This is a genomic window from Pseudomonas sp. UBA6753, assembly GCF_002453565.1.
GTDB lineage: Bacteria > Pseudomonadota > Gammaproteobacteria > Pseudomonadales > Pseudomonadaceae > Aquipseudomonas > Aquipseudomonas putida_Z.
In genome coordinates, this window is record NZ_DKHD01000011.1 from 76,479 (window position 1) to 101,398 (window position 24,920).

At 64.1% G+C, this 24,920-nt stretch carries 29 protein-coding genes; 15 read left to right on the forward strand and 14 right to left on the reverse strand.

Going from position 1 to position 24,920, the window contains the following annotated elements; all coding sequences use genetic code 11:
* Positions 1-6 precede the first annotated feature (6 nt).
* On the forward strand, positions 7-420 hold the full coding sequence (locus B2790_RS05405) for a hypothetical protein (protein ID WP_046615291.1): 414 nt from the start codon (positions 7-9) through the stop codon (positions 418-420).
* Between the two features lie 44 nt (positions 421-464).
* On the opposite strand, the gene B2790_RS05410 is transcribed toward B2790_RS05405, so the two are convergent.
* Positions 465-698 carry a DUF1161 domain-containing protein gene (locus tag B2790_RS05410; protein ID WP_046615292.1) on the reverse strand — a complete coding sequence of 78 codons (234 nt, stop codon included), beginning with the start codon at positions 696-698 and terminating at the stop codon, positions 465-467.
* Between the two features lie 73 nt (positions 699-771).
* Complete coding sequence (locus tag B2790_RS05415; RefSeq protein WP_286918420.1) at positions 772-1,197, reverse strand: OsmC family protein; 426 nt, start codon at positions 1,195-1,197, stop codon at positions 772-774.
* Positions 1,198-1,349: 152 nt separating this feature from the next.
* On the opposite strand from B2790_RS05415, the gene B2790_RS05420 reads away from it, so the two are divergent.
* Positions 1,350-2,354, forward strand: coding sequence for an LLM class flavin-dependent oxidoreductase (locus tag B2790_RS05420; RefSeq protein ID WP_274078985.1), 1,005 nt, complete (start codon positions 1,350-1,352; stop codon positions 2,352-2,354).
* 98 nt (positions 2,355-2,452) lie between these two features.
* Here the strand turns inward: B2790_RS05420 and B2790_RS05425 are convergent, their stop codons facing one another.
* The gene (locus B2790_RS05425) at positions 2,453-2,674 is read right to left on the reverse strand and encodes a DUF1161 domain-containing protein (RefSeq protein ID WP_274078984.1); all 222 of its coding nucleotides are present in this window, start codon (positions 2,672-2,674) and stop codon (positions 2,453-2,455) included.
* A gap of 101 nt (positions 2,675-2,775) precedes the next feature.
* Entirely contained in the window at positions 2,776-2,991 is a 216-nt protein-coding gene (locus tag B2790_RS05430) for a dodecin (RefSeq protein ID WP_013970282.1), read from the reverse strand.
* A gap of 150 nt (positions 2,992-3,141) precedes the next feature.
* Between B2790_RS05430 and B2790_RS05435 the strand changes: the two genes are divergently transcribed.
* Positions 3,142-3,465: a DUF883 family protein gene (locus B2790_RS05435; protein WP_003261039.1), complete on the forward strand. Its 324-nt coding sequence runs from the start codon at positions 3,142-3,144 to the stop codon at positions 3,463-3,465.
* Here B2790_RS05435 and B2790_RS05440 read toward each other — a convergent pair.
* Positions 3,462-4,358 carry a LysR family transcriptional regulator gene (locus B2790_RS05440; protein WP_286918421.1) on the reverse strand — a complete coding sequence of 299 codons (897 nt, stop codon included), beginning with the start codon at positions 4,356-4,358 and terminating at the stop codon, positions 3,462-3,464. The two genes, B2790_RS05435 and B2790_RS05440, sit on opposite strands and share 4 nt — an antisense overlap.
* 110 nt (positions 4,359-4,468) lie before the next feature.
* Between B2790_RS05440 and trpB the strand changes: the two genes are divergently transcribed.
* Entirely contained in the window at positions 4,469-5,686 is a 1,218-nt protein-coding gene (trpB, locus tag B2790_RS05445) for a tryptophan synthase subunit beta (protein ID WP_015268451.1), read from the forward strand.
* A complete protein-coding gene (gene trpA / locus B2790_RS05450; RefSeq protein WP_215521513.1) occupies positions 5,683-6,492 on the forward strand; it encodes a tryptophan synthase subunit alpha in 810 nt (269 codons plus the stop codon). Before trpB ends, trpA begins: the two co-directional genes overlap by 4 nt.
* Positions 6,493-6,612: 120 nt before the next feature.
* Here the strand turns inward: trpA and B2790_RS05455 are convergent, their stop codons facing one another.
* Complete coding sequence (locus tag B2790_RS05455; protein WP_003261037.1) at positions 6,613-6,945, reverse strand: DOPA 4,5-dioxygenase family protein; 333 nt, start codon at positions 6,943-6,945, stop codon at positions 6,613-6,615.
* 52 nt (positions 6,946-6,997) lie between these two features.
* Here B2790_RS05455 and B2790_RS05460 point away from each other — a divergent pair, with 52 nt between their 5' ends.
* A complete protein-coding gene (locus B2790_RS05460; protein WP_286918422.1) occupies positions 6,998-7,615 on the forward strand; it encodes an NAD(P)-dependent oxidoreductase in 618 nt (205 codons plus the stop codon).
* Positions 7,616-7,745: 130 nt separating this feature from the next.
* Here the strand turns inward: B2790_RS05460 and B2790_RS05465 are convergent, their stop codons facing one another.
* Positions 7,746-8,645 carry a choline sulfate utilization transcriptional regulator gene (locus tag B2790_RS05465; RefSeq protein WP_286918423.1) on the reverse strand — a complete coding sequence of 300 codons (900 nt, stop codon included), beginning with the start codon at positions 8,643-8,645 and terminating at the stop codon, positions 7,746-7,748.
* 108 nt (positions 8,646-8,753) lie between these two features.
* Between B2790_RS05465 and betC the strand changes: the two genes are divergently transcribed.
* The 3 genes from betC (at position 8,754) to B2790_RS05480 (ending at position 12,923) form a co-directional block, all read left to right on the forward strand.
* Complete coding sequence (gene betC, locus B2790_RS05470; protein ID WP_025337193.1) at positions 8,754-10,271, forward strand: choline-sulfatase; 1,518 nt, start codon at positions 8,754-8,756, stop codon at positions 10,269-10,271.
* 14 nt (positions 10,272-10,285) lie between these two features.
* A complete protein-coding gene (gene choX / locus B2790_RS05475; protein ID WP_013970274.1) occupies positions 10,286-11,215 on the forward strand; it encodes a choline ABC transporter substrate-binding protein in 930 nt (309 codons plus the stop codon).
* Between the two features lie 142 nt (positions 11,216-11,357).
* On the forward strand, positions 11,358-12,923 hold the full coding sequence (locus tag B2790_RS05480) for a SulP family inorganic anion transporter (RefSeq protein ID WP_286918424.1): 1,566 nt from the start codon (positions 11,358-11,360) through the stop codon (positions 12,921-12,923).
* Positions 12,924-13,061: 138 nt separating this feature from the next.
* Here B2790_RS05480 and aroE read toward each other — a convergent pair whose 3' ends face one another.
* Together aroE and hemF are read right to left on the reverse strand one after the other, a co-directional pair.
* On the reverse strand, positions 13,062-13,886 hold the full coding sequence (gene aroE, locus B2790_RS05485) for a shikimate dehydrogenase (RefSeq protein ID WP_025337190.1): 825 nt from the start codon (positions 13,884-13,886) through the stop codon (positions 13,062-13,064).
* A gap of 25 nt (positions 13,887-13,911) precedes the next feature.
* A complete protein-coding gene (gene hemF / locus B2790_RS05490; protein WP_019098072.1) occupies positions 13,912-14,823 on the reverse strand; it encodes an oxygen-dependent coproporphyrinogen oxidase in 912 nt (303 codons plus the stop codon).
* A 134-nt stretch (positions 14,824-14,957) separates the two neighbouring features.
* Between hemF and B2790_RS05495 the strand changes: the two genes are divergently transcribed.
* On the forward strand, positions 14,958-15,935 hold the full coding sequence (locus B2790_RS05495) for an NADPH:quinone reductase (protein ID WP_286918425.1): 978 nt from the start codon (positions 14,958-14,960) through the stop codon (positions 15,933-15,935).
* Positions 15,936-16,092: 157 nt separating this feature from the next.
* Here B2790_RS05495 and B2790_RS05500 read toward each other — a convergent pair whose 3' ends face one another.
* The 3 genes from B2790_RS05500 to dprA all read right to left on the reverse strand — a co-directional run bounded on the left by B2790_RS05500 (position 16,093) and on the right by dprA (position 18,544).
* Positions 16,093-16,401: a hypothetical protein gene (locus tag B2790_RS05500; protein ID WP_031324379.1), complete on the reverse strand. Its 309-nt coding sequence runs from the start codon at positions 16,399-16,401 to the stop codon at positions 16,093-16,095.
* A gap of 445 nt (positions 16,402-16,846) precedes the next feature.
* A complete protein-coding gene (locus tag B2790_RS05505; RefSeq protein ID WP_025337188.1) occupies positions 16,847-17,404 on the reverse strand; it encodes an L-threonylcarbamoyladenylate synthase in 558 nt (185 codons plus the stop codon).
* A 42-nt stretch (positions 17,405-17,446) separates the two neighbouring features.
* Positions 17,447-18,544, reverse strand: a complete 1,098-nt coding sequence (dprA, locus tag B2790_RS05510; RefSeq protein WP_182329937.1) for a DNA-processing protein DprA — start codon at positions 18,542-18,544, stop codon at positions 17,447-17,449.
* 207 nt (positions 18,545-18,751) lie between these two features.
* Between dprA and def the strand changes: the two genes are divergently transcribed.
* From def to B2790_RS05535, 5 genes are read left to right on the forward strand one after another with little or no spacing between them, the layout of a single operon-like run.
* The gene (gene def / locus B2790_RS05515; protein ID WP_003260000.1) at positions 18,752-19,258 is read left to right on the forward strand and encodes a peptide deformylase; all 507 of its coding nucleotides are present in this window, start codon (positions 18,752-18,754) and stop codon (positions 19,256-19,258) included.
* Between the two features lie 60 nt (positions 19,259-19,318).
* The gene (fmt, locus tag B2790_RS05520) at positions 19,319-20,251 is read left to right on the forward strand and encodes a methionyl-tRNA formyltransferase (RefSeq protein ID WP_108480415.1); all 933 of its coding nucleotides are present in this window, start codon (positions 19,319-19,321) and stop codon (positions 20,249-20,251) included.
* Entirely contained in the window at positions 20,248-21,558 is a 1,311-nt protein-coding gene (gene rsmB, locus B2790_RS05525; RefSeq protein WP_286918426.1) for a 16S rRNA (cytosine(967)-C(5))-methyltransferase RsmB, read from the forward strand. The genes fmt and rsmB overlap by 4 nt, the downstream gene beginning before the upstream one ends.
* Before the next feature lie 23 nt (positions 21,559-21,581).
* Positions 21,582-22,955 carry a Trk system potassium transporter TrkA gene (trkA, locus tag B2790_RS05530; RefSeq protein WP_013970264.1) on the forward strand — a complete coding sequence of 458 codons (1,374 nt, stop codon included), beginning with the start codon at positions 21,582-21,584 and terminating at the stop codon, positions 22,953-22,955.
* A gap of 11 nt (positions 22,956-22,966) precedes the next feature.
* Positions 22,967-23,281 (forward strand): tetratricopeptide repeat protein, encoded by a 315-nt coding sequence (locus B2790_RS05535; RefSeq protein WP_085588888.1) that lies wholly within the window; start codon positions 22,967-22,969, stop codon positions 23,279-23,281.
* Between the two features lie 151 nt (positions 23,282-23,432).
* Here B2790_RS05535 and B2790_RS05540 read toward each other — a convergent pair whose 3' ends face one another.
* Positions 23,433-24,320, reverse strand: a complete 888-nt coding sequence (locus tag B2790_RS05540; RefSeq protein ID WP_286918427.1) for a lysophospholipid acyltransferase — start codon at positions 24,318-24,320, stop codon at positions 23,433-23,435.
* A 41-nt stretch (positions 24,321-24,361) separates the two neighbouring features.
* Complete coding sequence (locus B2790_RS05545) at positions 24,362-24,913, reverse strand: DNA-3-methyladenine glycosylase I (RefSeq protein ID WP_003260004.1); 552 nt, start codon at positions 24,911-24,913, stop codon at positions 24,362-24,364.
* Positions 24,914-24,920: the final 7 nt, after the last annotated feature.

A 24,920-nucleotide genomic window follows, 5' to 3' on the forward strand; every position in this document is an offset into this window, starting at 1 on the left:
CTTGCCATGCGCCAGCCCATGATGCTGATCGCCCTCAGTGCATTGGGGGCTTGCGCCAGCCCCTTGCCGCCCGTCGACCCCAAGCAGGCCTGGGTCGACCTGTACACCATGACTCCCGGCAGGGTAATCATGGCCGACCGCCTCGACGGCAAGCGCCTGGAGGATGGCCGTTACTTCCAGGTGACGCCGGGCAAGCACGAACTGGTAGTGCGCTTCGATTACGAGATATATGGGGGCGGCCTCATGACCCAGCCCAGGGACCGTACCTGCTACCTGACCGTGCGCTTTGACAACTTCAAGGCCGGCGAACGCTATCGGCTGGAGGCACGGGCGCCGGTGATGGAGCCGCAGGTGCTGCTCTATGACGGCAACCGCAAGGTGGTGGTGAACGAGCCTAGCGAGGTGTTCTGCATTCCGTGATCGGGGCTGCGAATGGGCCGCAAAGCGGCCCCGCAATTCTGAACCTACCGATCATTCTTCTGATAAATGATCTTCTTGGTCCCACCATCGCAGGTCCCGACGACCATGTTCTGGTCCTTGACCTCGCTGTTGGGCACGATCTCCAGGGTGTAGGACGGAACACCCTGGGCCTGGATCTTGGCCTCGATCTCGGCTTTGAGCTCCTCGCACGGCTTGACCGCCGCCAGCGCAGATGTGGCGACCAAGGAAGCCAACACGGCGATTGCTACGCGAATCATGAAACGGCTCCTGAAAGGGCAGCGTGCTGCCGACGCTGTTTAGACTACAACAAACCGCCCTTATTGCACTGCTTCACCCCACCAGCGCCGCATCCAGGCTGATCTTCGCGTTCAGCACCTTGGACACCGGGCACCCAGCCTTGGCCTTGTCGGCAATCTCCAGGAACTGCGCTTCACTCGCCCCAGGCACCTTGGCCCTGAGCACCAGATGCACTGCGGTAATGGCAAAGCCATCAGCTTGCTTGTCGAGTGTCACTTCGGCAGCGGTGTCGATCCTGTCCGGGGTGAACCCCGCTTCGCCCAGCATCATCGACAGTGCCATCGAGAAGCAGCCGGCGTGCGCCGCGCCGATCAGCTCCTCCGGGTTGGTCCCGGGCGAGCCCTCGAAACGGGTATTGAAGCCGTAGGGGTTCTGCTTTAGCGCGCCGCTTTCGGTAGAAAGCAGGCCTTTGCCCTCCTTCAGGCCACCTTGCCAGATCGCCGATGCTGTCTTTTTCATGATGCCTCCTGGTCTCGGGTTACATGCTTATGGCTTCAGAGGTCAGCCGCCTACGGCAAGTTCAGAGCAATCGCACGGCAAGCATTGAATCCGTCGAATGTGCCCATACAGAGTTGAAAAGGCCTTTGGCCAAATACCTTTGCGGAGGCTCCATGACGCAGCTGCGTGACCTGAAGATTTCCACCCTCGACCTGGTGCCGGTACGCGCCGACGCCGGCCCGGCGCAGTCGCTGCGCAACTCGCTGGACCTGGCGCAGCACGTCGAGCGCTTTGGCTACAACCGCTTCTGGGTAGCCGAGCACCACAACATGGACGGCATCGCCAGTTCGGCGACTTCGGTGCTGATCGGCTACCTGGCGGGGGGTACCTCGAGCATTCGCGTGGGCTCTGGCGGGGTCATGCTGCCCAACCATGCGCCGCTGGTGATCGCCGAGCAGTTCGGCACCTTGGCCAGCCTGTACCCGGGGCGCATCGACCTGGGGTTGGGCCGCGCGCCGGGTTCCGACCAGATGACCGCCTACGCCCTGCGCCGCGACCGCGCCGGCGGCCCGGATGACTTCCCGGACGATGTCGAGGAACTGTCACGCTACCTTGGCCCTCGTACCGATGATCAAAAAGTGATCGCCGTGCCAGGGCACGACACCGAGGTACCAATGTGGCTGCTCGGCTCCAGCCTGTTCAGCGCTCAATTGGCCGGCATGCGCGGCATGCCCTACGCCTTCGCCTCGCACTTTGCGCCGCGCTACATGCACGAGGCGATCCGCGTGTACCGCAACCACTTCAAGCCCTCAACTACATTGGACAAGCCGTATGTGATGCTGGGCATCCCCATGGTGGTGGCGGAAACCGACGAAAAGGCCGAGTACCTGGCCACGTCGGTGTACCAGCGCATCCTCGCGCTGATTCGCGGGCAGAGCCTGATGCAGAAGCCGCCGGTGGAAAGCATGGACGGGCTGTGGCTACCCCATGAGCGGGATGCGGTGGGCAGCTTCCTCGGCCTGGCGATGATCGGCAGCCCGCAGAAGGTGCGTGCCAAGGTGGAGGTGCTGCTGGAGCAGACCGGGGCGGATGAGCTGATCTTCACCTGTGATTTGTATGAGCATGCGGACCGGATTCGGTCCTATGAACTGTTGGCGCAGGCTCTCAAGACCGCGTGATCTTCTTCGCGGGTAAACCCGCTCCCACAGGTACAGCGTCGCTCTCAGGCCTGTGATATCCCTGTGGGAGCGGGCGAGCCCGCGAAGAAGCCAGCACATTAGCGGCGCCGGTACACAATCTCCTTGGTACCAGCCTCGCAGCTGCCAATCACCTTGCCGGCCGGGTCGCCCTTGTCGACGATCTCCAGCTTGTAGCCGGTAACACCCTTGGCATCTAGCTTGGCCGCAATCTCTGCCTTGAGTTCCTCGCACGGCTTGCCCGCCGCCAGCGCACCACCGGCCAGGGTCATCAGGCCCAGCGCCAGAATCAGTTTGTTCATCACTCGCTTTCCTTGTGCAGATGAAATCAGAAAGGGCGCCCGCCAAGGCGCCCCCTCCCTAAATACCCCATCATGCCGGGCTCATCCAGCCCGGCAGTGTTTCAGCTATTGGCGATACGGAAGCCGACCTTCAGCGTGACCTGGAAGTGCGCCGCCTTGTTGTCACGGATATGGCCACGGGTATCTATCACTTCGAACCACTCCAGGTGCTTGATGCTCTTGCCGGCTTCGGCCAGGGCATTGTTGATCGCCTCTTCGATGCTGGTGGTCGAAGACCCCACCAGTTCGATCTTCTTGTAGGTGTGATGATCGGTCATGAGCGCTCTCCTCGGATGATGGTGAGATTGAGCCTAGCAGCGCAGGCCTGGTTTACCTGCGAGCGGTCACCATTGGCGAAAGTTCGATCGCACTTTCCCGCGGGCCCAAGGTCGCAATCCTTACAGTCCATACTGCAAAGGAGAGTCAACATGCACCGCAATTCGCTGCGTAGAACGTCCCTGGAAAGCATGGAAGCGGAGATCGAGAGCCTTCTGAAAAGCCTGGAAAACCTCAAGCATGATGCGTCGGAGGAGTCCCAGAAATCGGTGAAGGCAATCCGCAGCAACGCCGAGAGTGCCCTGCGTCATTCGCGCCACCTGTTGAGCGATGCCTACGAGGAAGTGAAGCACCGCACCCGCCAGACCGGCATCGCCACCCGCGACTATGCCCAGGAACACCCATACACCACCGCCGGCGTCGCCATTGGCGCGCTAGGCCTGCTGGCGGCGTACCTGATGTGCAAACGCAACTAAGCGCCCTGTCGCGACAGTTCTGCCCTTAGCCACTGCGCCAACTGCTCGGCGCGCCCGTCCGCGGCGCGCCTGGGCACCCACAGCGCCAATGCCGCAGGGGTAGGTGAAAAGCCCCACGGCGCACTCAAACGGCCCGCCCGCAGGTCATCAGCGACCAGCGGCTGCGGCGCAATCGCCACACCCAACCCGGCCACCGCAGCTTCCAGCAGGTAATACAGGTGCTCGAAAGCCTGGCCATAGTGCAGGGTCGCCGGCTCCAACCCCTGTTCCAGCGCCCAGGTCGGCCAAGCCTGCGGGCGCGAGGTGGTGTGCAGCAACGCTTCGCCCAGCAAAGCCTTGGCCGGCGCGCCCTGCAAGCGCTCGAAACCGGCGAAATGCGGGCTGAGCACCGGCCCGATGCGCTCCTCGGCCAGCACATGCACCTGCATGTCCGCCGGCCATGGCGGCTCGGCATACACCAGCAGCGCATCCAGCCCTGGCCGCCGCGGGTCCAGATCGCCTTCACCGGCCGACAGGTGTAGACGCAGCTCTGGCAAATCCGCCTGTAGCCGGCCCAACCGCGGGATGAACCAGCGCGCCAGCAGGCTGCCCGAGCAGCCCAGCACGAACGGCGCCTCGCTGACATCGTGGCTGAGCTCGGCGCACACGCTGCGCAGGCGATCGAAGGCTTCGCTACTGACATCGCGCAGGCGTACGCCGGCATCTGTGAGTTTGATGCCACGCCCGTCCTTCACGAACAGCGCGACGCCGAGGTGCTCTTCAAGTACCTTGATCTGCCGGCTGACGGCGCCATGGGTGACGTGCAGCGCTTCGGCAGCCTGGCTGACGCTGTTGAGCCTTGCGGTCGCTTCGAAGGCCCGCAGGGCATTGAGGGGAGGGATGTCGTGGGCCATTTTATATGTGAGTTTTTCTGACAAGTTTGCGCAATCTTATCGGTTTTCAGCCGGGCTTGCCGTGGTTACAGTAAAGCCCATCACTCATTCATAACGCCCTGGAGCGCCCCATGACCCAGTCCCAATACCGCCCCGGCCCCGACGCCAACGGCCTGTTCGGCTCGTTCGGCGGCCGCTACGTGGCCGAGACCCTGATGCCACTGGTGCTGGACCTGGCCCGCGAATACGAAGCGGCCAAGGCAGACCCCAAGTTCCTCGAAGAGCTGGCCTACTTCCAGCGCGACTACATCGGCCGCCCCAACCCGCTGTACTTCGCCGAGCGCCTGACCGAGCACTGCGGCGGCGCGAAGATCTTCTTCAAGCGTGAAGAACTCAACCACACCGGCGCGCACAAGGTGAACAACTGCATCGGCCAGGTGCTGCTGGCCAAGCGCATGGGCAAGAAGCGCCTGATCGCCGAAACCGGCGCCGGCATGCACGGCGTGGCCACCGCCACCGTCGCTGCCCGCTTCGGCCTGCCTTGCGTGATCTACATGGGCGCCACCGACATCGAGCGCCAGCAGGCCAACGTGTTCCGCATGAAACTGCTGGGCGCCGAGATCGTCCCGGTCACCGCCGGCACCGGCACCCTGAAGGACGCCATGAACGAGGCCCTGCGCGACTGGGTCACCAACGTCGAAGACACCTTCTACCTGATCGGCACCGTGGCCGGCCCGCACCCGTACCCGGCCATGGTCCGCGACTTCCAGTCGATCATCGGCAAGGAAACCCGCGCCCAGCTGCAAGAGAAGGAAGGCCGCCTGCCAGACAGCCTGGTTGCCTGCGTCGGTGGCGGCTCCAACGCCATGGGCCTGTTCCATGAGTTCCTCGAAGAGCCAAGCGTGCAGATCATCGGCGTCGAAGCCGGTGGCCATGGCGTGCACACCGACAAGCATGCCGCCAGCCTGAACGGCGGGGTACCGGGCGTGCTGCACGGCAACCGCACCTACCTGCTGCAGGACGAAGACGGCCAGATCACCGACGCCCACTCGATTTCCGCCGGCCTGGACTACCCGGGCATCGGCCCGGAGCACGCCTACCTGCACGAAGTTAAGCGTGTCGAGTACGTCAGCATCACCGACGACGAAGCGCTGGATGCGTTCCACGCCACCTGCCGCCTGGAAGGCATCATCCCGGCCCTGGAAAGCTCCCACGCCTTGGCCGAGGCGATCAAGCGCGCACCGAAGCTGCCCAAGGACCACCTGATGGTCGTGTGCCTGTCGGGCCGCGGCGACAAAGACATGCAAACCGTCATGAACCACATGGCCGCCCAGGAGAAACAGGCATGAGCCGTCTTGAACAACGCTTCGCCGAGCTGAAGGCCGAAGGCCGCTCGGCACTGGTCACCTTCGTCACCGCGGGCGACCCGGGCTATGACGCCTCGCTGCAGATCCTCAAGGGCCTGCCGGCAGCCGGTGCCGACGTGATCGAACTGGGCATGCCGTTCACCGACCCGATGGCCGACGGCGTGGCCATCCAGCTGGCCACCCTGCGTGCCCTGGAAGCCGGCCAGACCCTGGCCAAGACCCTGCAGATGGTTCGCGAATTCCGTGTGGATAACCAGACCACACCGATCGTACTGATGGGTTACTACAACCCGATCCACCGCTTTGGCGTGGAAAAGTTCGTGGCCGAAGCCAAGCAAGCGGGTGTCGATGGCCTGATCATCGTCGACCTGCCGCCAGAGCACGACGCCGAACTGGCGACCCCGGCCCAGGCTGCGGGTATCGACTTCATCCGCCTGACCACCCCGACCACAGACGACGCGCGCCTGCCGCGCGTGCTGGAGCGCAGCTCCGGGTTCGTCTACTACGTGTCGGTGGCCGGTGTGACCGGCGCCGGCTCGGCGACCACCGAGCACGTGACCGAAGCCATTGCCCGCCTGCGTCGGCATACCGATTTGCCGATCAGCGTTGGTTTTGGCATTCGTACGCCGGAGCAGGCTGCGGCCATTGCCCGCCTGTCGGACGGCGTGGTGGTGGGCTCGGCACTGGTCGACAAGATTGCCCAGGCCAAGAGTGCCGAGCAGGCAGTCAACGATGTATTGAGCCTGTGCTCGGCACTGGCTGAAGGGGTGCGCGGCGCCCGCCGTTGAACCGCGTCGCCTGCTTCGCGGGCACGCCCGCTCCCACAGGTCCTCCACAGTTTTCAGCATCTGTGTGGTCCCTGTGGGAGCGGGCATGCCCGCGAAGAGGCCGGTACAGGCTATAGCGGCCTATCCCCCAAAAATCGACAGGTCCAAAGGCCGCACAGCCCCCATCCAGATCGCATGGTCACGGTGGTCCGCCAGTTCATCCCCGGTCAGCGGGTGCATGAAAACCACCAACCCCTTCCGATACAACGCCAACCAAGGCAACACCACACCCACCACCTCCGGCCCGAACGCCAACTGGCAGCTCCAGTCCGGGTGCGGCCCCACCGGTTTCTGGTGCATGCGCCCCATGGTCACGGGGAACAGACGCGCCGCCTCCTCGCACAGTTCACGGGCCTGGTCCATGGTCGCTGCGTCGTAGTAAACATGGGCGTGGTAACCCTTGATCCTCTGCACGATAACTCCTGATTGCGGTCCAACCATCACCACCTGCAAAGGGAGTGATGCAGTGAAAAACGACGAAACCCCAGTGTTCAAACTGGTCCTGTTCGGGCCTGAAAGCAGCCTGGGCAACGCCCTGATGGTAGAGCTGCTGTCGCGCCAGCACGAAGTCACCGCCGTGGTCGACGACCTCAACCGCCACGCGCCGCGCCCCGGCCTGCATTTCAAGATAGGCGGGCTGGGCGATGCCGACCAGGCGGAGCAGGGCGCGGCAGGCGGGTCAGCAGTAATTGCCTTGTTGTCGACACTGGCACCGGGCGATTTGCCCGGGCAAGCCCGCATGAGCGAGGCGCTGGTGGTGGGGCTGAAGCGTACGACTATACGCCGGCTGTTGCTGGTGGGCGATTTCGATGTGCTGGATGAGCCGGGCAAGTACAGCGAGACAGAGCGGGAGTGTGTGGACCAGGTGGTGGACGGGTTACAGCGCAGTGCGTTGCACTGGACGCTGATCAATGCCCCACAGGAACTGGCCGGGTTGGGGATGGAGCATTTTCGCAGCACTGAAGGTACGCTGGAGCCGGGGTTGGCCGAGCCGTTGCGGCACCTGGCCAGGGTCGCGGCAGGGATGGTGGATATGCTGGAGCTGGATTTGCACCGGGGCGAGCATCTGAACTTCGTGGTCTAGATTGCCGGGGCTGCTGTGCAGCCCATCGCCGGCAAGCCAGCTCCCACAGGTGCTGTACAAGCCTGGAACATGGCGCCGTCCCTGTGGGAGCTGGCTTGCCGGCGATGGGCCGCAAAGCGGCTCCAAAATCTCAAAGGCTACGCTCTTGCTCCAGCCAATCTACAAACCGCTCGATCAAGGCGCCACGCCGCTTACGCGGCGGCAGCACCGCGTAATACCCGCGCGCCGAGCGCAAACTCCCCTCCAACGGCCGGCACAGCAACCCTTGCTCCACCAGCCCATCCACCAGGTGCCCCCAGCCAATCGCCACCCCTTGCCCGGCAATCGCCGCCTGGATCAGCAACGTATAGTTATCAAACCGCAACTGCCCGGCCGGCGGCGGGCTGGCCACACCAAACCCGCGAAACACCCCCGACCAGTCAAACCAACGGCTAGCCTGCTCGCCCTTCAAGTGGAGCAAGGGCAATCGTTGCAAAGCCAGGGCTGACAAGGCTTTGCCGTGAATCAACCGGGGGCTGCACACCGGGAAAACCTCCTCATCGAACAGCCAGCGGCTCTCGCCCTGGTGAAAACGCCCGTCACCAAACAGCACCGCCACATCGATGTCCGGTCGCAACATGCCCTGGCTGCGCTCACCGGTCACCAGGCTCACGTCCACCTGTGGATAAGCCTCGTGAAAACGCTGCAGCCGTGGCATCAGCCAGAACGCCGCAAAGGCGAAGTCGGTAGCCACCTGCAACACTTCGCGCTGGCCGCGCCCACTGGCCTGGGCGATGCCGTCCTCCATGGCCTGCAGGCCCTGATGCACCTGTTCGAACAGCACCTGGCCAGCCTCGGTCAGCTCGATACCCCGGTAAATGCGGTCGAACAGGCGCGTGCCCAACTGTGCCTCCAGCCGTTTGACTTGCTGGCTCACCGCTGGCTGCGTGGTACCCAGCTCCAGCGCCGCGGCGGTAAAGCCGCGCAACCGTGCGGCGGCCTCGAACACGCGCAAGGTATCCAGCGACAGCTCGGCAAGGTGGTCAAACATAAGCGTGGCTAATCCCAGTCATTGCCCACCGTGGGCTTTACCCATGTTATCCACAGTCGCATCTTGATAGGCAAGCGGTTCGCATAACCCTCAACGATGGAAGCCACCATGACGCGCCCGAATATCCTGTTCATCATGGCCGACCAGATGGCCGCGCCCTTGCTGCCGATCTACGCCTCTTCGCCGATCCAGATGCCGCACCTGAGCCGCCTTGCCGAACAGGCGGTGGTGTTCGACTCGGCCTACTGCAACAGCCCGTTGTGCGCGCCGTCGCGCTTCACCCTGGTCAGCGGCCAGTTGCCCAGTCGCATCGGCGCCTACGACAACGCCGCCGACTTCCCCGCCGATGTGCCGACCTACGCCCACTATCTGCGCCGCCTTGGCTACCGCACCGCGCTGTCGGGCAAGATGCACTTCTGCGGCCCGGACCAGCTGCATGGCTACGAAGAACGCCTGACCAGCGATATCTACCCCGCCGACTACGGCTGGGCGGTGAACTGGGATGAGCCGGACGTGCGCCCGAGCTGGTATCACAACATGTCCTCGGTACTGCAGGCCGGCCCGTGCGTGCGCACCAACCAGCTGGATTTCGACGAGGAGGTGGTGTTCAAGGCGCGCCAGTACCTGTACGACCATGTGCGCGAAAACGATGGCCGACCGTTCTGCCTGACCGTGTCGATGACCCACCCGCACGACCCCTACACCATCCCCCGGCGCTATTGGGATCGCTACGAGGGTGTGGATATCCCCATGCCCCGCGCCGAATTCGACCAGGCAGAACTCGACCCGCACTCACAGCGCCTGCTGAAGGTCTACGACCTGTGGAACAAGCCGCTGCCTGTGGACAAGATCCGTGACGCCCGCCGTGCCTACTTCGGCGCCTGCAGCTATATCGATGACAACATCGGCCTGCTGCTGCAGACCCTGGAGGAATGCAACCTGGCCGACGACACCCTGATCGTGTTCTCCGGCGACCACGGCGACATGCTTGGCGAGCGTGGCCTCTGGTACAAGATGCACTGGTTCGAGATGTCGGCGCGGGTGCCGCTGCTGGTTCACGCGCCGAAGCGCTTCGCGCCAGCCCGGGTCAGTGCCTCGGTGTCTACCTGCGACCTGCTGCCGACACTGGTCGAGCTGGCCGGAGGTGCTGTGGATAACCACCTGCATCTGGATGGCCGCTCGCTGGTCGGCCACCTGCAAGGGCAGGGCGGCCATGACGAAGTGATCGGCGAATACATGGCCGAAGGCACCGTCGGCCCGCTGATGATGATCCGCCGGGGGCCGTACAAGTTCGTGTACAGCGAGGACGACCCATGCCTACTCTATGACCTGAGCCGCGACCCGCACGAGCGGGAGAACCTCACCGGCAGCCCGGAACACCAGGCGCTGCTGCAGGCATTTGTCGATGAAGCACAGCAACGTTGGGATATCCCCAGCCTGCGCCAGCAGGTTCTTGCCAGCCAGCGGCGCCGCCGCCTGGTGGCCGAGGCGCTGGCCATCGGCAAGCTGAAAAGCTGGGACCACCAACCGCTGGTGGACGCCAGCCAACAGTACATGCGCAACCACATCGATCTCGACGACCTCGAGCGCAAGGCACGTTATCCACAGCCCGCCCCCCTGGATTGAGAAAAGAGGCCGCCATGCACAAGTTCTCCGCCGCCGTGTTCGCCCTGGCCCTGAGCCTGGGTACCGCCACGGCCCACGCCGCCGACAGCGACGCGCAATGCACCACCGTGAAGATGGCCGACCCCGGCTGGAGCGACATCGCCACGACCAACGCCTTGGCCCGTCTGCTTCTGGAAAGCCTGGGTTACCAGGTGAAAATCGACAGCCTGGCCGTGCCGATCATCTACGGCGGCCTCAAGGATGGCCGCGTCGATGCCTTCCTCGGCAACTGGATGCCGGCACAGCAGGGCTTTCATGACAAGTTCATCGCCAACGGCGATGTGCAGCAGCTTTCACGCAACCTGGAAGGAACCGAGTTCACCCTGGCAGTGCCCGACTATGTGTGGAATGCCGGGGTGAAGGATTTTGCCGACTTGCAGAAACACGCCGACCAGTTCGACAAGAAGCTGTACGGGATCGGTTCCGGGGCACCGGCCAACCTGTCGTTGAAGGAAATCATCGACAAGAATGAATTCAACCTCGGCCAATGGAAGCTGGTGGAGTCCAGCGAGCAGGCGATGCTGGCGCAGGTCGACCGGGCGGTGAAGAAACAGCAGTTCATCACCTTCCTCGGCTGGACCCCGCACCCGATGAACGTGAAGCTGAAGATGCATTACCTGAGCGGCGGGGAAAAATGGTTTGGCAGCAAGGGCGAGGTGTATACCCTGACCCGCAAGGGTTATCCACAAGCCTGCCCGAATGCGGCCAAGCTGCTGGGCAACCTGAAGTTCACGCTGGACATGGAAAACACCATCATGGCCGAAGTTGTGGACAAGAAGATCAGCTTCGATGATGCGGCCAAGGCTTGGCTGAAGGCGCACCCCGAGTTGCTGGAAGGGTGGTTGGCCGGGGTGACGACCAAGGCCGATGGCAATGCGCTGGAGGCCGTCAAAGCCAAACTGTAACCTCACAAGCAAACCTCTATCCCTGTGGGAGCGGGCATGCCCGCGAACACCGTCGAAGCCGGTGCCATCCACCGCGGCGGCTTCTTCGCGGGCGCGCCCGCTCCCACAGGGGACAGTGCAATTTCAGGATTGTGGATAACCCATGCATCGCCTCACTCACCTGCTGCCCTTCCTCTCCTGGCTCCCCCGCCAATCGGGCCGCAGCCTGCGCCAGGACCTGCTGGTGGGCCTGAGCGGTGCAATCCTCGCCCTGCCGCAATCCATCGCCTATGCCCTGATCGCCGGCCTGCCGGCCGAGTACGGGCTGTACGCCGCCATCGTGCCAGTGCTGATCGCCTGCCTGTGGGGCTCGTCCTGGCACCTGATCTGTGGCCCGACGGCTGCCATCTCCATCGTCCTCTACGCCAGCATCAGCCCGCTGGCCGTGGCCGGCAGCGCCGACTATGTCACCTTGGTGCTGCTGCTGACCTTCCTCGGCGGCGTCTTCCAGTTACTGCTGGGGCTTTTGCGCTTCGGCGCACTGGTCAATTTCGTCTCCCATTCCGTGGTGCTCGGCTTCACCCTGGGCGCCGCTGTCGTCATTGCCCTGGGCCAGCTGCCCAACCTGCTGGGCATGGACCTGCCAAGCCAGGCTACGGCGTTGAAGACCGTGCAGGACCTGGCCAGCCATGCCGGCGAGGTCGACCTGCCGTCCTTGATTCTGGGCCTGGCCACAGTAGTGATCGGCGTGGGCTTCAAGCTCTGGCGCCCACGCTGGCCCAGCCTGTTGATAAGCCTGATTTTGGTAAGCCTGCTGGCCTGGCTGCTGCCTGGGTTCTTTGGCCATGTGCCGCGTGTGCCGGCATTCACCGGGCAGCTGCCACCCTTCAGCCCGCTGCCCTTGCTGGATGTGGAACTGATCCTGCGCCTGCTGCCCAGCGCCGTGGCAGTGGGCATGCTCGGGCTGGTCACCAGCCTGTCGATTGCCCGCTCGTTGTCGGCACGTTCGGAGCAGTTGATCGACGCAGACCAGGAAATACGCGCACAGGGCCTGTCGAACATCGTTGGTGCGTTTTTCTCCGGTTACCTGTCTTCCGGCTCCTTCACCCGCTCCGGGCTGAGCTACGACGCCGGCGCCCGCTCGCCCATGGCCGGGGTATTCTCGGCGCTGTGGGTGGCGGTGTTCGCCGTTGCCGGGGCCGGTCTGATCGCGCACCTGCCGATTCCGGCCATGGCCGGCAGCATCCTGCTGATCTGCTGGGGGTTGGTGGACCACCGGGGGATTCGTGCGCTGTTCCGGGTCAGCCGCTCGGAGTTTCTGGTAATGGCGCTGACGGCGGCAGCGACCTTGTTGCTGGAGCTGCAGACGGCGATCTATGCCGGAGTGCTGGCGTCGCTGTTCTTCTATCTGAAGCGCACCTCGCGACCACGGGTGCAACAAAGCCGTGAAGGGGAGGCGGACGTGCTGCGGGTGGGCGGGTCGATCTTCTTTGGTGCGGCGCATTACCTGCAGGTGCGCTTGCAGCGCTGCCAGGGGCCGCATGTGGTGATCGATGCGCGGCAGGTGAACTTCATCGATTACTCGGGTGTGGATATGTTGCACCGCGAGGCGCGGCGGTTGCGGCGGGCGGGGGGGAGTCTGACCCTGCACCGGGCCAGGCCGCAGGTGATCGAGGAGTTGCAGAAGCTGGAAGGGGTGGAGTTGTGCCCGATCCGGTTTGAGGAGTGAGGCTGAGATATTTGGGCTGCTTTGCAGCCCATCGCAGGCAAGCCAGCTCCTACAGGGACAGCGCCGGCCTCAGGCCTTGTGATATCCCTGTGGGAGCTGGCTTGCCTGCGATGGGCCGCAAAGCGGCCCCCAACAATCTCAGCCCCGAGCCAGCTGCCGGCGCAACTCAGCCAACACTGGCGCCGTATCCGGGCGCACCCCACGCCAGATAAAGAACGCCTCAGCCGCCTGCTCAGCCAGCATCCCCAGCCCATCCAGCACCTTGGCCGCCCCCAGCTTCTCGGCCCACTGGCAAAACGGCGTAGGCTCCTTGCCATACATCATGTCGTAGCAAACCGTGCGCCCCGCCTCGACCAGGCTGTCGGCAATCGGCGGCAACTCACCGGCCAGGCTCGCCGAGGTGGCATTGATGATCACATCCACCGGCTCCTGCAACCAGGCAAACCCGCTGGCTACCACCGGCCCCAGCTCATCGAACTCACGCGCCAGCTGCTCGGCCTTCTCCACAGTCCGGTTGGCAATCACCAGCGACTGCGGCTTGTGCGCAAGGATCGGCTCCAGCACGCCACGTACCGCGCCACCAGCACCTAGGATCAGAATGCGTTTGCCCGCCAGCTCCACCCCGGCATTCACCGTCAGGTCGCGCACCAGGCCAGCGCCATCGGTGTTGTCGCCCTGCAGGCTGCCATCGGCCAGCTTGCTCAGCGTGTTCACCGCGCCAGCGCGCTGGGCACGCGGGGTCAGGCTGTCGCACAGGCGGAAGGCCTCTTCCTTGAACGGCACGGTGACGTTGCCACCGCGGCCTTGCTTGAAGAAGCCGCGCGCGCAGTCACTGAACTCGTCCAGCGGCGCCAGCAGGGTGGCGTATTCCAGGTCCTGGCCGGTCTGTTCGGCGAACAGGCGATGGATCAGCGGCGACTTGCTGTGGCCGATGGGGTTACCAAAAACGACGTACTGGTCCATGACGGCTCCTTGATTATCCACAGGCTTACTGGCCGAGCCAGTCGCGGTCCTGCAGGAAGTACTCGGTCAGGCGTGCTTCTTCGCTGCCGGGCGCGGCCTTCCAGTCGTAGCCCCAGCGCACCTGGGGCGGCAACGACATGAGGATGGACTCGGTGCGGCCACCGGACTGCAGGCCGAACAGGGTGCCACGGTCGTAGACCAGGTTGAACTCCACGTAGCGGCCACGGCGGTATTCCTGGAACTCGCGCTGCTGCGGGGTGTAAGGGGTGTCCTTGCGGCGCTGGATGATCGGCAGGTAGGCGTTGACGTAGGCGTCGCCGATGGCGCGGATGAAGGCGAAGCAGGTGTCGAAGTCCCACTCGTTCAGGTCATCGAAGAACAGGCCACCGATGCCGCGTGGCTCGCCACGGTGCTTGAGGTGGAAGTAGCGGTCACACCAGGCCTTGTAGCGCGGGTACACGTCGGCGCCGAACGGCGCGCAGGCCTGCTCGGCCACACGGTGCCAGTGGATGCAGTCTTCTTCATTGCCGTAGTACGGTGTCAGGTCGAAGCCGCCGCCGAACCACCAGACAGCCTCTTCACCTTCCTTTTCGGCGATGAAGAAGCGCACGTTGGCGTGGGAAGTGGGCACATGCGGGTTGTGCGGGTGGATCACCAGCGACACGCCCAGGGCCTCGAAGCCACGGCCCGCCAGCTCGGGGCGGTGGGCACTGGCCGACGGCGGCAGACCGGCGCCGAACACGTGGGAAAAGTTGACCCCGCCTTTCTCGATCACCTTGCCATCGCCGATCACCCGCGTGCGGCCCCCGCCACCAGCTTCGCGCACCCAGGCGTCCTCGACGAAGCGGGCGCCGCCGTCTTCAGCTTCGAGGGCAGAGCAGATGCGGTCTTGCAGGTCGAGCAGGTAGGCTTTCACGGCCTCGGTGCGGCTAGTCATCGGGTCACCAGGAACGGGCAGGGAAGAATTCGCCGCGTAGCATACCACCCCCAGCCCGCGCGCCGCAGTTGACGGCGATCAAGCAAAGGCGTCCGATAGAAGGCCTTTCCCGACCCATACGACAGGAGTGCGAGATGGCCAAGCGTATCCAGTTCAGCCAGCATGGCGGCCCGGAAGTGCTGCAGTTTGTGGAATTCGAACCAGCCCCGCCAGGGCCACAGCAGGTGCGTGTGCGTAACCATGCGATCGGCCTGAACTTCATCGATACCTACTTCCGCAGCGGGCTGTATGCACCGCCATCCCTGCCTTCGGGGCTGGGCACGGAAGCGGCTGGCGTGGTCGAGGCCGTGGGCGAGGGCGTGTCCCGGCTGAAAGTGGGTGACCGCGTGGCCCATGCCGGCGGCCCGCTGGGCGCGTATAGCGAGGTGCATACGTTGCCGGAAGCCAATCTGGTGAAGCTGCCCGACAACATCAGCTTCGAGCAGGCGGCGGCGGTGATGCTCAAGGGTTTGACCGTGCAGTACCTGCTGAAGCAGACCTATGAGGTGAAGGCGGGTGACGTGATCCTGTTCCACGCAGCAGCTGGCGGCGTGGGTTCGTTGGCGTGCCAGTGGGCCAAGGCCTTGGGCGCCAAGCTGATCGGGACCGTGAGCTCTGCCGAGAAGGCCGAGCGGGCCAAGGCGCTGGGGGCGTGGGCGACCATCGACTACAGCCGTGAAGACGTGGCCCAGCGGGTGCTGGAGCTGACCGACGGCAAGAAATGCCCTGTGGTGTATGACGGTGTGGGTGCCGACACCTGGCTGACCTCACTGGACTGCCTGCAGCCGCGCGGGTTGATGGTGAGCTTTGGCAATGCCTCGGGGGCGGTGAGCGGGGTGAACCTGGGGATTCTGGCGCAGAAGGGCTCGCTGTATGTGACCCGGCCGACGTTGGCGACCTATGCCAACAATGCCGAGAATACCCAGGCCATGGCCGATGACCTGTTTGCGATGATTGGTAGCGGCAAGCTGGTTGTGGATATCCAGCAGCGGTATCCGCTGAGTGAGGCGGCCAAGGCGCAGGCGGAGCTGTCGGCGCGCAGGACTGTGGGGTCGACTGTACTGATCCCCTGAGCCCACTCCCTCAGGTTCCCAAGAACTGGGGCCAATCACTTTACCTGTGGGAGCGGGTTTACCCGCGAAGAAGGCACCGCGGTGCATGGCACCGGCTCCGCCGGTGTTCGCGGGCGCGCCCGCTCCCACAGGTACTGCGTCGGCCTTGAATATGGCGCTATGCCTGTGGGGGACGGGTGGTTGGTATCGACTCGATACCATCGAGAATCGCCTCCACCAATCCCTCCGCCAATTCAATGGAATGCAGGCTCGACCAATACATGCCACGGCCTTCTTCGCGCAGGTACTCGAGGGCTTTCGAGCCCGTTTCGTAGGCGCCTCGCAGATACAGAGCTACATGAACCAAGGCGTCCTCGGCGGAAATGTTCGGGTTTACGGTGAACAGCGGTTCGTGGCCGGCGTCGCAGCGGCCGAAGGGGCGGGTGGAGGTGCAGGGTAGGGGTGGATCGGGGACAATCTTCTTCATCACTAGATCTCGCTTCATGGCACCACCCAGTCGTTACCACACGAATAGGTGGCAGCTGTACGCAGGGTGGTAAACCGGGTGGGAGATCTAAAACCCAGCAGGCACGAAGCCTCCTGCGAACAGCCGCCATGGACTGCCAAGATCACCCAGAACCCGGGTTACCACACCCGATCGCCAAGTTATTCGGCGACGGCTGAAGCCTAAGGGCAGAGGTTCCCACTGAGAAGGTGATGGCAGAGGACGCGGCTCGTAGGATATTTCCCAAGCCGCAAGCTGGACAGCCATTCGAGACAAAATCAGAAAAATCTGCGGGGTTCCGGGGCCGCTTTGCAGCCCAATCGCCGGCAAGCCAGCTCCCACACCGACCGCGCCGATTTCAAGTCATGTGCAGTACCTGTGGGAGCTGGCTTGCCGGCGATCGAGGGCAAAGCCCTCGCCAGCGATATCAGCCTGGACGAACGACTTCGCCAGTCACCAGGTCACGAATCACACTGGGGTTCTTCCTTCCACCCAAGGCCCCGCCCAGTACCAGATCCAGCTGCCCATGAAAGTACTGCTCCACCCGCAACCGGGTCTTCGCCGCCGGGCGTCCGCCCGGGTTGCACGAAGTGGAAATCAACGGCCCCACCAACGCACACAGCTCGCGCACCAACGGGTGGTCACTGACCCGCAGCGCCACGGTGTCATGCTCCCCGGTCACCCACTCGGGCAACAGGTTCTGGTGCGGCACCAGCCAGGTGTTCGGCCCCGGCCAGGTGCTGCCCATGCGGTCGATCCAGTCTTCGGGGAAATCCTCGAACAAGAAGTCGAACTGGCGGATGTTGTCGGCAACCAGAATCAGGCCTTTATCCACAGGCCGCGACTTCAGCGCCAGCAGGCGATACACCGCGTCCTCGTTCCACGGGTCGCAGCCCAGGCCCCAGACCGCTTCCGTCGGGTAGGCGATCACTGCGCCCGCCCGGATCTCACGTGCGGCTTGTTGCACACGAAAACTGCTCACCATTTCTGTTACTCCGCCTATATACCTTGCTTGTGAGCAGTGTACTTAGCCCGCGCGGGCAAACCAACGCCCGGCTTCATTGCTCACCCGGCCTTCCAGCTCCAGTTCGGTCAGCTGCGCCAGCACGTCGGCCAACGGCAGCTCGCTGCAGTGGGCCAGGCTTTCGCTGGTTTGTGGCGCAGCATGCAGCAAGGCGAGCAGGGGATGGTCGAATTTATCCACAACCGCAGGCGGCAGGTTCTGCCAGCCCTGCAGGCTTTCCAATATCTGCTCCACGCTCTCCACCAGCAGCGCGCCGTCACGGATCAACTGGTGGCAGCCCTTGGCCCCGGGGTGGTGAATGGAGCCCGGTATGGCATACACCTCGCGGCCTTGCTCGGCAGCCAGGCGTGCCGTGATCAGCGAACCACTGGCCAGGCTGGCCTCGACCACCAGCACGCCCAGCGACAGGCCACTGATGATGCGATTGCGCCGCGGGAAGTTGCCAGGCAGCGGCCCGGCATCCAGCGGGTACTCGGAAACCAGCGCGCTACCGTTGTCGATCATCGCTTGCGCGAGCGACTTGTGGCGCTGTGGATAAAGTTTTTGCAACCCCGTACCGAGCACGCCAATCGTGCCCCCACCAGCCTGCAATGCGGCCCGATGAGCGGCACCGTCGATGCCCACGGCCAAGCCGCTGGTAATGGTGAAACCGGCCTGCGCCAGGTAGCGGGAAAATGCCGCAGCAGTGTCGAGCGCTGGAGGTGAAGCACGCCTGCTGCCCACAATTGCCAGCTGTGGGCGCTCGAGCAAGGCCGGGTTGCCAGCGACGAAAAGCAGCGGAGGGGCATCGTCGATTTCCGCCAATAGCGGCGGGTAGCCAGGGCCGTCCCACATCAGTAAATGCTGGCCTGGGCGCTCTAGCCAGGCCATTGCGGCCAGTGCACCTTCACGTACTTCGGCACTGCGCCGGGCATCAATGGTGGCCTGTGGTATGCCCAATGCGCGCCACGCGCCGGCCGGTGCGCACAGTGCCGAAGAGGCACTTCCAAAGGCCTCCAGCAAGGTGTTAAAGCGACGCAACCCCGTCTCCGGCAGCCGGTGCAGGCGTAATCGCGCCTCCAGTTCGGCAGGCGGAAGAGGCGACGAATGGTAGGTCTGCATGGAGATCATCCTTGATCGAATTGGGGCCATCGACGTGGCACAAACTGTGGATAACTTTGTTGATAACGCTTTGACAACCTGTCCATCGAATGGGCTATATGCGGCCCTTGAAAACCCTAGCCGAGCTTTGCCAGGTGCTGAAATCCCCGTTTCCCTTTATTATGTGTGCTCAGTTTTCAACCGAACGCACAGTGACTGCCTGACCTTATGGCCATCTTGAACATTCTCGAATTCCCGGACCCGCGCCTGCGCACCATCGCCAAGCCGGTGACGGTGTTCGACGACGCCCTGCGTCAGCTGATCGACGACATGTTTGAAACCATGTACGAAGCCCCTGGCATCGGCCTGGCCGCCACCCAGGTCAACGTGCACCAGCAGGTCGTGGTCATGGACCTCAGTGAAGACCGCAGCGAGCCGCGCGTCTTCATCAACCCCACGGTCGAAGAGCTGACCCATGACATGGGCCAGTACCAGGAAGGCTGCCTGTCGGTACCTGGCTTCTACGAGAACGTCGACCGCCCGCTGCGTGTACGGGTCAAGGCCCAGGACCGTGACGGCAAGCCATACGAGCTGGAGTGCGAAGGCCTGCTGGCGGTGTGCGTGCAGCACGAATTCGATCACCTCAACGGCAAGCTGTTCGTCGACTACCTGTCGCAGCTCAAGCGCGACCGGATCAAGAAAAAGCTGGAAAAGCAGCACCGCCAGCAAGCCTGATCCCCACCTTCCAGAAGGCTTGCTCCGGCAAGCCTTTTTCTTTTTTGAAGCGAGAACTCCATGCGCATCGTCTTTGCAGGCACTCCAGAGTTTGCCGCCGAACACCTCAAGGCCTTGCTCGACAGCCCCTACGAGATCGTGGCCGTCTACACCCAGCCCGACCGCCCGGCCGGCCGCGGCCAGAAGCTGATGCCGAGCGCGGTCAAGCAACTGGCTGTGGCCCATGACATCCCGGTGTTCCAGCCGCCGACCCTGCGCAACGCCGAAGCCCAGGCCGAACTGGCCGCGCTGAAGCCGGACCTGATGGTGGTGGTCGCCTATGGCCTGATCCTGCCGCAGGTGGTGCTGGATATCCCGCGCCTGGGCTGCATCAACAGCCATGCCTCTCTGCTGCCACGCTGGCGCGGTGCCGCACCGATCCAGCGCGCCGTGGAAGCCGGCGACGCCGAGAGCGGTGTGACCGTGATGCGTATGGAAGCGGGCCTGGACACCGGCCCGATGCTGCTCAAGGTAGTCACCCCGATCAGCGCCGAAGACACCGGCGGCAGCCTGCACGACCGCTTGGCCGAGATGGGCCCGCCCGCAGTCGTCCAGGCCATTGCAGGCCTGGCCGACGGTTCGCTGCAAGGCGAAGTGCAGGACGATGCCCTGGCCACCTACGCGCACAAGCTGAACAAGGACGAAGCGCGCATCGACTGGAGCCGCCCGGCCGTCGAGCTGGAACGCCTGATCCGTGCCTTCAACCCGTGGCCGGTTTGCCACAGCACCCTCGATGGCGAAAGCGTGAAAGTGCTGGCCGCCAACTTGTCCACAGGTAAAGGCGCCCCAGGCGAGATCCTCTCCGCCAGCAAGGACGGCCTGGTGGTCGCCTGCGGTGACCAGGCGCTGAGCCTGACCCGCCTGCAACTGCCCGGCGGCAAGCCGCTGAACTTCAGCGACCTTTTCAACAGCCGTCGCGAGAAATTTGCCAGCGGCAAGGTGCTGGGCCAATGAACCCACGCCTCGCCGCCGCCCGTGCCCTTGCCGCTGTGCTCAGTGGCAAGGCCTCGCTGAACAGCTCGCTGCCGGCGCAACTGGACAAAGTCGATGAGCGCGACCGCGGCCTGACCCAGGACCTGGCGTTCGGCACCGCGCGCTGGCAGCCACGCCTCGACCTGCTGGCCGCGCAGCTGCTGCAGAAGCCGTTCAAGGCCGCCGATGACGATGTGCAGGCGCTGCTGCTGGTCGGCCTGTACCAGCTGTTCTACAGCCGTATCCCGGCCCACGCGGCCATTGGCGAGACCGTCGGCTGTGCCGACAAGCTGAAGAAGCCGTGGGCCAAGGGCCTGCTCAATGCCGTGCTGCGCCGCGCCCAACGCGAAGGCGAAGAGTTGCTGGCCGGCATGGAGCGCGACCCGGTGGTACGCACCGCCCACCCGCGCTGGCTGCAGAAGTCGCTCAAGGCCTTCTGGCCGGAGCAGTGGGAGGCCATCTGCGCCGCCAATAACGCCCACCCGCCGATGATCCTGCGGGTCAACCGCCGCCACCACAGCCGCGATGCCTACCTGGCACTGCTGGCCGAGGCAGGTGTTGGCGCCAGCGCCTGCCAGTACAGCCGTGACGGTATCGTTTTGGCCGAAGCCTGCGATGTGCGCGGCCTGCCAGGCTTTGCCGAAGGCTGGGTGAGCGTTCAGGACGAAGCCGCGCAGCTGTCCGCCGATCTGCTGGAACTGGCCCCCGGCCAGCGCGTGCTCGACGCCTGCTGTGCACCGGGCGGCAAGACCTGCCACCTGCTGGAAGCCGAAGCCGGCCTGGCCCACGTGGTGGCCATCGACCTCGAAGCCAAGCGCCTGACCCGCGTGCGCGAGAACCTCGACCGCCTGCAACTGGACGCCGAGCTGATCGCATGCGATGCCCGCGACACCGCCAGCTGGTGGGACGGCAAGCCATTCCAGCGCATCCTCCTCGACGCACCGTGCTCGGCCACCGGCGTGATCCGCCGTCACCCGGACATCAAGCTGACCCGTCAGGCCGACGACATCCCGGCCCTGGCCACGCTGCAAGGCGAGCTGCTCGATGCCCTGTGGCCGACCCTGGAAGTGGGCGGAATGCTGCTGTACGCCACCTGCTCCAGCCTGCCGACCGAGAACACCGAAGTGATCGATGCCTTCCTCGCCCGCACCCCGGGCGCCCGTGAGCTGGACCTGGCCACCGAAGCCGGCCTGCGCCAGCCTCACGGCCGCCAGTTGCTGGCCCAGGAAGGCGGCCACGACGGTTTCTACTATGCCAAGCTGATCAAGATCGCCGCCTCGCGCGGATAAGAACAAAAGGTAGGGAGTAGCGGATGAAGATCATCATCCTCGGCGCAGGGCAGGTAGGCGGTACGCTGGCGGAGCACCTGGCCAGCGAAGCCAACGACATCACCGTGGTCGACACTGATGGCGACCGCCTGCGCGACCTGGGCGACCGCCTGGACATCCGCACCGTGCAAGGCCGCGGCTCGCTGCCTACGGTGCTGCGCCAGGCCGGTGCCGACGACGCCGACATGCTGGTGGCGGTAACCAACAGTGACGAGACCAACATGGTCGCCTGCCAGGTGGCCTATTCGCTGTTCCACACCCCGACCAAGATCGCCCGGGTGCGCGAGTCGGCCTACCTGACCCGCGAAGAGCTGTTCGACAACGACCATATCCCGGTCGACGTGCTGATCAGCCCCGAGCAGGTAGTGACCAACTACATCAAGCGCCTGATCGAGCACCCGGGCTCGCTGCAGGTAATCGACTTCGCCGAAGGCAAGGCCCAGCTGGTGGCGGTGAAGGCGTACTACGGTGGCCCGCTGGTAGGCCAGCAACTGCGCCAGATCCGCGCGCACATGCCCAACGTCGACACCCGCGTGGCGGCCATCTTCCGCCGCGACCGCCCGATCACCCCGCGGGGCGACACGGTGATCGAAGCAGACGACGAAGTGTTCTTCATCGCCGCGAAGAAGGACATCCGCGCGGTGATGGGTGAGCTGCGCCGTATCGACGAAACCAACAAGCGTGTGGTCATCGCCGGTGGCGGGCAGATCGGCGAACGCCTGGCCGAGGCCATCGAAAGCCGCTACCAGGTGAAGATCATCGAGATGAGCCCGGCCCGTTGCCGACACCTCTCCGACACCCTGGAAAGCACCGTGGTGCTGCAGGGCAGCGCCTCGGACAAGGACCTGATGCTGGAGGAGAACATCGCCGACGCCGACATCTTCCTGGCCCTGACCAACGACGACGAGGCCAACATCATGTCGTCGCTGCTGGCCAAGCGCCTGGGCGCCCGCAAGGTGATGACCATCATCAACAACCCGGCCTATGTCGACCTGGTGCAGGGTGGCGACATCGACATCGCCATCAGCCCGCAGCTGGCCACCATCGGCACCTTGCTGGCGCACGTGCGCCGGGGCGACATCGTCAGCGTGCACTCGCTGCGCCGTGGCGCTGCCGAAGCTATCGAAGCGGTGGCGCACGGGGATTCGAAGTCGAGCAAGGTGGTCGGCAAGGCGATCGAAGACATCGCCCTGCCGCCGGGCACTACCATCGGCGCGATCATTCGTGACGAAGAGGTGATGATTGCCCACGACGACACCATGATCGAATCGGGCGACCATGTGATCCTGTTCGTTGTGGATAAAAAGCATATTCGGGATGTGGAGAAGCTGTTCCACGTCGGCTTGAGTTTCTTCTAGGAGCACAGGGCATGCGCGAATCGCTGGAGAAGATGCTGGCCAAGGGTGTGGATAACCCGTTGTTGAGGTTCGGCCTGGGCAAGGCCTGGCTGGATGAAGGCAATGGTGCTGAAGCGGCGGTGCATCTGGCACGGTGCGTGGAACAGGACCCGAAGTACTCGGCGGCGTGGAAGCTGCTGGGCAAGGCGCATCAGCAGCAGGGTGACCTGGCGGCGGCGCGCAAGGCCTGGGAGGAGGGGATCGTGGCGGCGCAGGCCCATGGGGACAAGCAAGCCGAAAAAGAAATGACCGTTTTTCTCAAGAAGCTCAACAAAATATCAGGTTAACGCGGCCCTGTGGGAGCGGGCGTGCCCGCGAAGAATTCAACGCGGTGACTGGCACCGGCTGCGCCGGTGTTCGCGGGCACGCCCGCTCCCACAGGGTCCCTGCTAAAACAGGCAGAGTTGTATTCAGCCTGCTACAGGGACAGTTGAAATCTCAATACCAGCGCGCCTCGCCAGCCGGGCGCTTCTTGAAGCGCTTCATGCTCCACATGTACTGGCTCGGGTACTCGCGCACATAGCGCTCGACCACCTTGCTCATCGCCGCTGCCGACACGGTCACGTCGGTGCTGTACATCTCTTCCGGCGCCGCCTCCAGGAACACCTTGAAGCCCGAGCCATCCGGCAGCCGCAGGGCATGCAGGAACACCCCCACCGCCTTGCCCCCGGCCAGCATGTTCGGCACGAACTTGCTGGTCAGTGCCTGGGTACCCAGGAACGGCACGAACACGCCTGCCGACTCTGCCGGCTCCGGGTCGGCAGGAATACCCACCTGGCCACCACGGCGCACTTCCTTGATCACGCTGAGGATGCCTTCCTTGGTCGAAGGCGCCACGCGGTTGCCCATCTGCACCCGCTGCTCGCGCAGCAGATCATCCACCGCCTTCAGCTTTGGCGGGCGGTAGAAGATGATCGGTTTGCACTGGTTGCAGTAGAAGTGGTTCAGCACTTCCCAGTTGCCCAGGTGGCTGGTGATGCCGACCACGCCCTTGCCCGAGGCCAGGGCCTGCTCCAGCACTTCCAGGCCGTGCACTTCCTTGACCAGCTCCAGCGAGCGGTGCGGCGGCCAGATCCAGGCACAGGCACTTTCGACGAAGGATTTACCGATATCCTTCAACGCGCGGCCAACAAGCTGCTCGCGCTCGGCCGGGTCCATCTCCGGGAAGCACTTGGCCAGGTTGATGCGTACGACATTGCGCGAGCCGTTGGGGATCTTCCACATCAGCCAGCCGATACCGGCGCCGACGCGCTGCACAGCGCCCCAGGGCAGCTTGGCAAACAGGCGCAGCACCCCGACCATCAGGGCGCCCTTGAACTTTTCCACAGGCGAATTCCTTATTTCAGCAAGGCGCGCATTGTAACCCCTCAGCGCAACAAGGCGGCGTAGCGATCGCAATCGGTGGTGTGGTCCATGACCATGCCGGTGGCCTGCATGAAGGCATAGCAGATGGTCGGGCCAACGAACGTGAAGCCGGCTTTCTGCAGGGCTTTGCTCATCGCCTTGGCTTCATCGGTAACCGCTGGCACCTCGCTGCGGCCCGTGAAGTGGTTGATCTTCGGCGCACCACCAACGAATGACCAGAGCCAGTCGGCGGGGTTGTCCACAGCCAGCCAGGCCTGGGCATTGCGCCTGGCAGCCTTGAGCTTGAGGCGGTTGCGGATGATGCCGGCATCCTGCATCAGCTCCTCGATGCGTTCGTCGCTCATGACGGCGAGTTTCACCGGATCGAAGCCGTGCATCACCTCGCGATAACGCTCGCGTTTACGCAATACGGTGATCCACGAAAGCCCCGCCTGGAACCCTTCGAGCAAAAGCATCTCGAACAGCAACGCCGGGTCACGCTGGGGCGTTCCCCATTCCTGGTCATGGTAGGCCTGGTACAACGGATCGTCGGTACACCAAAAGCAGCGTGGCATAAGGCTC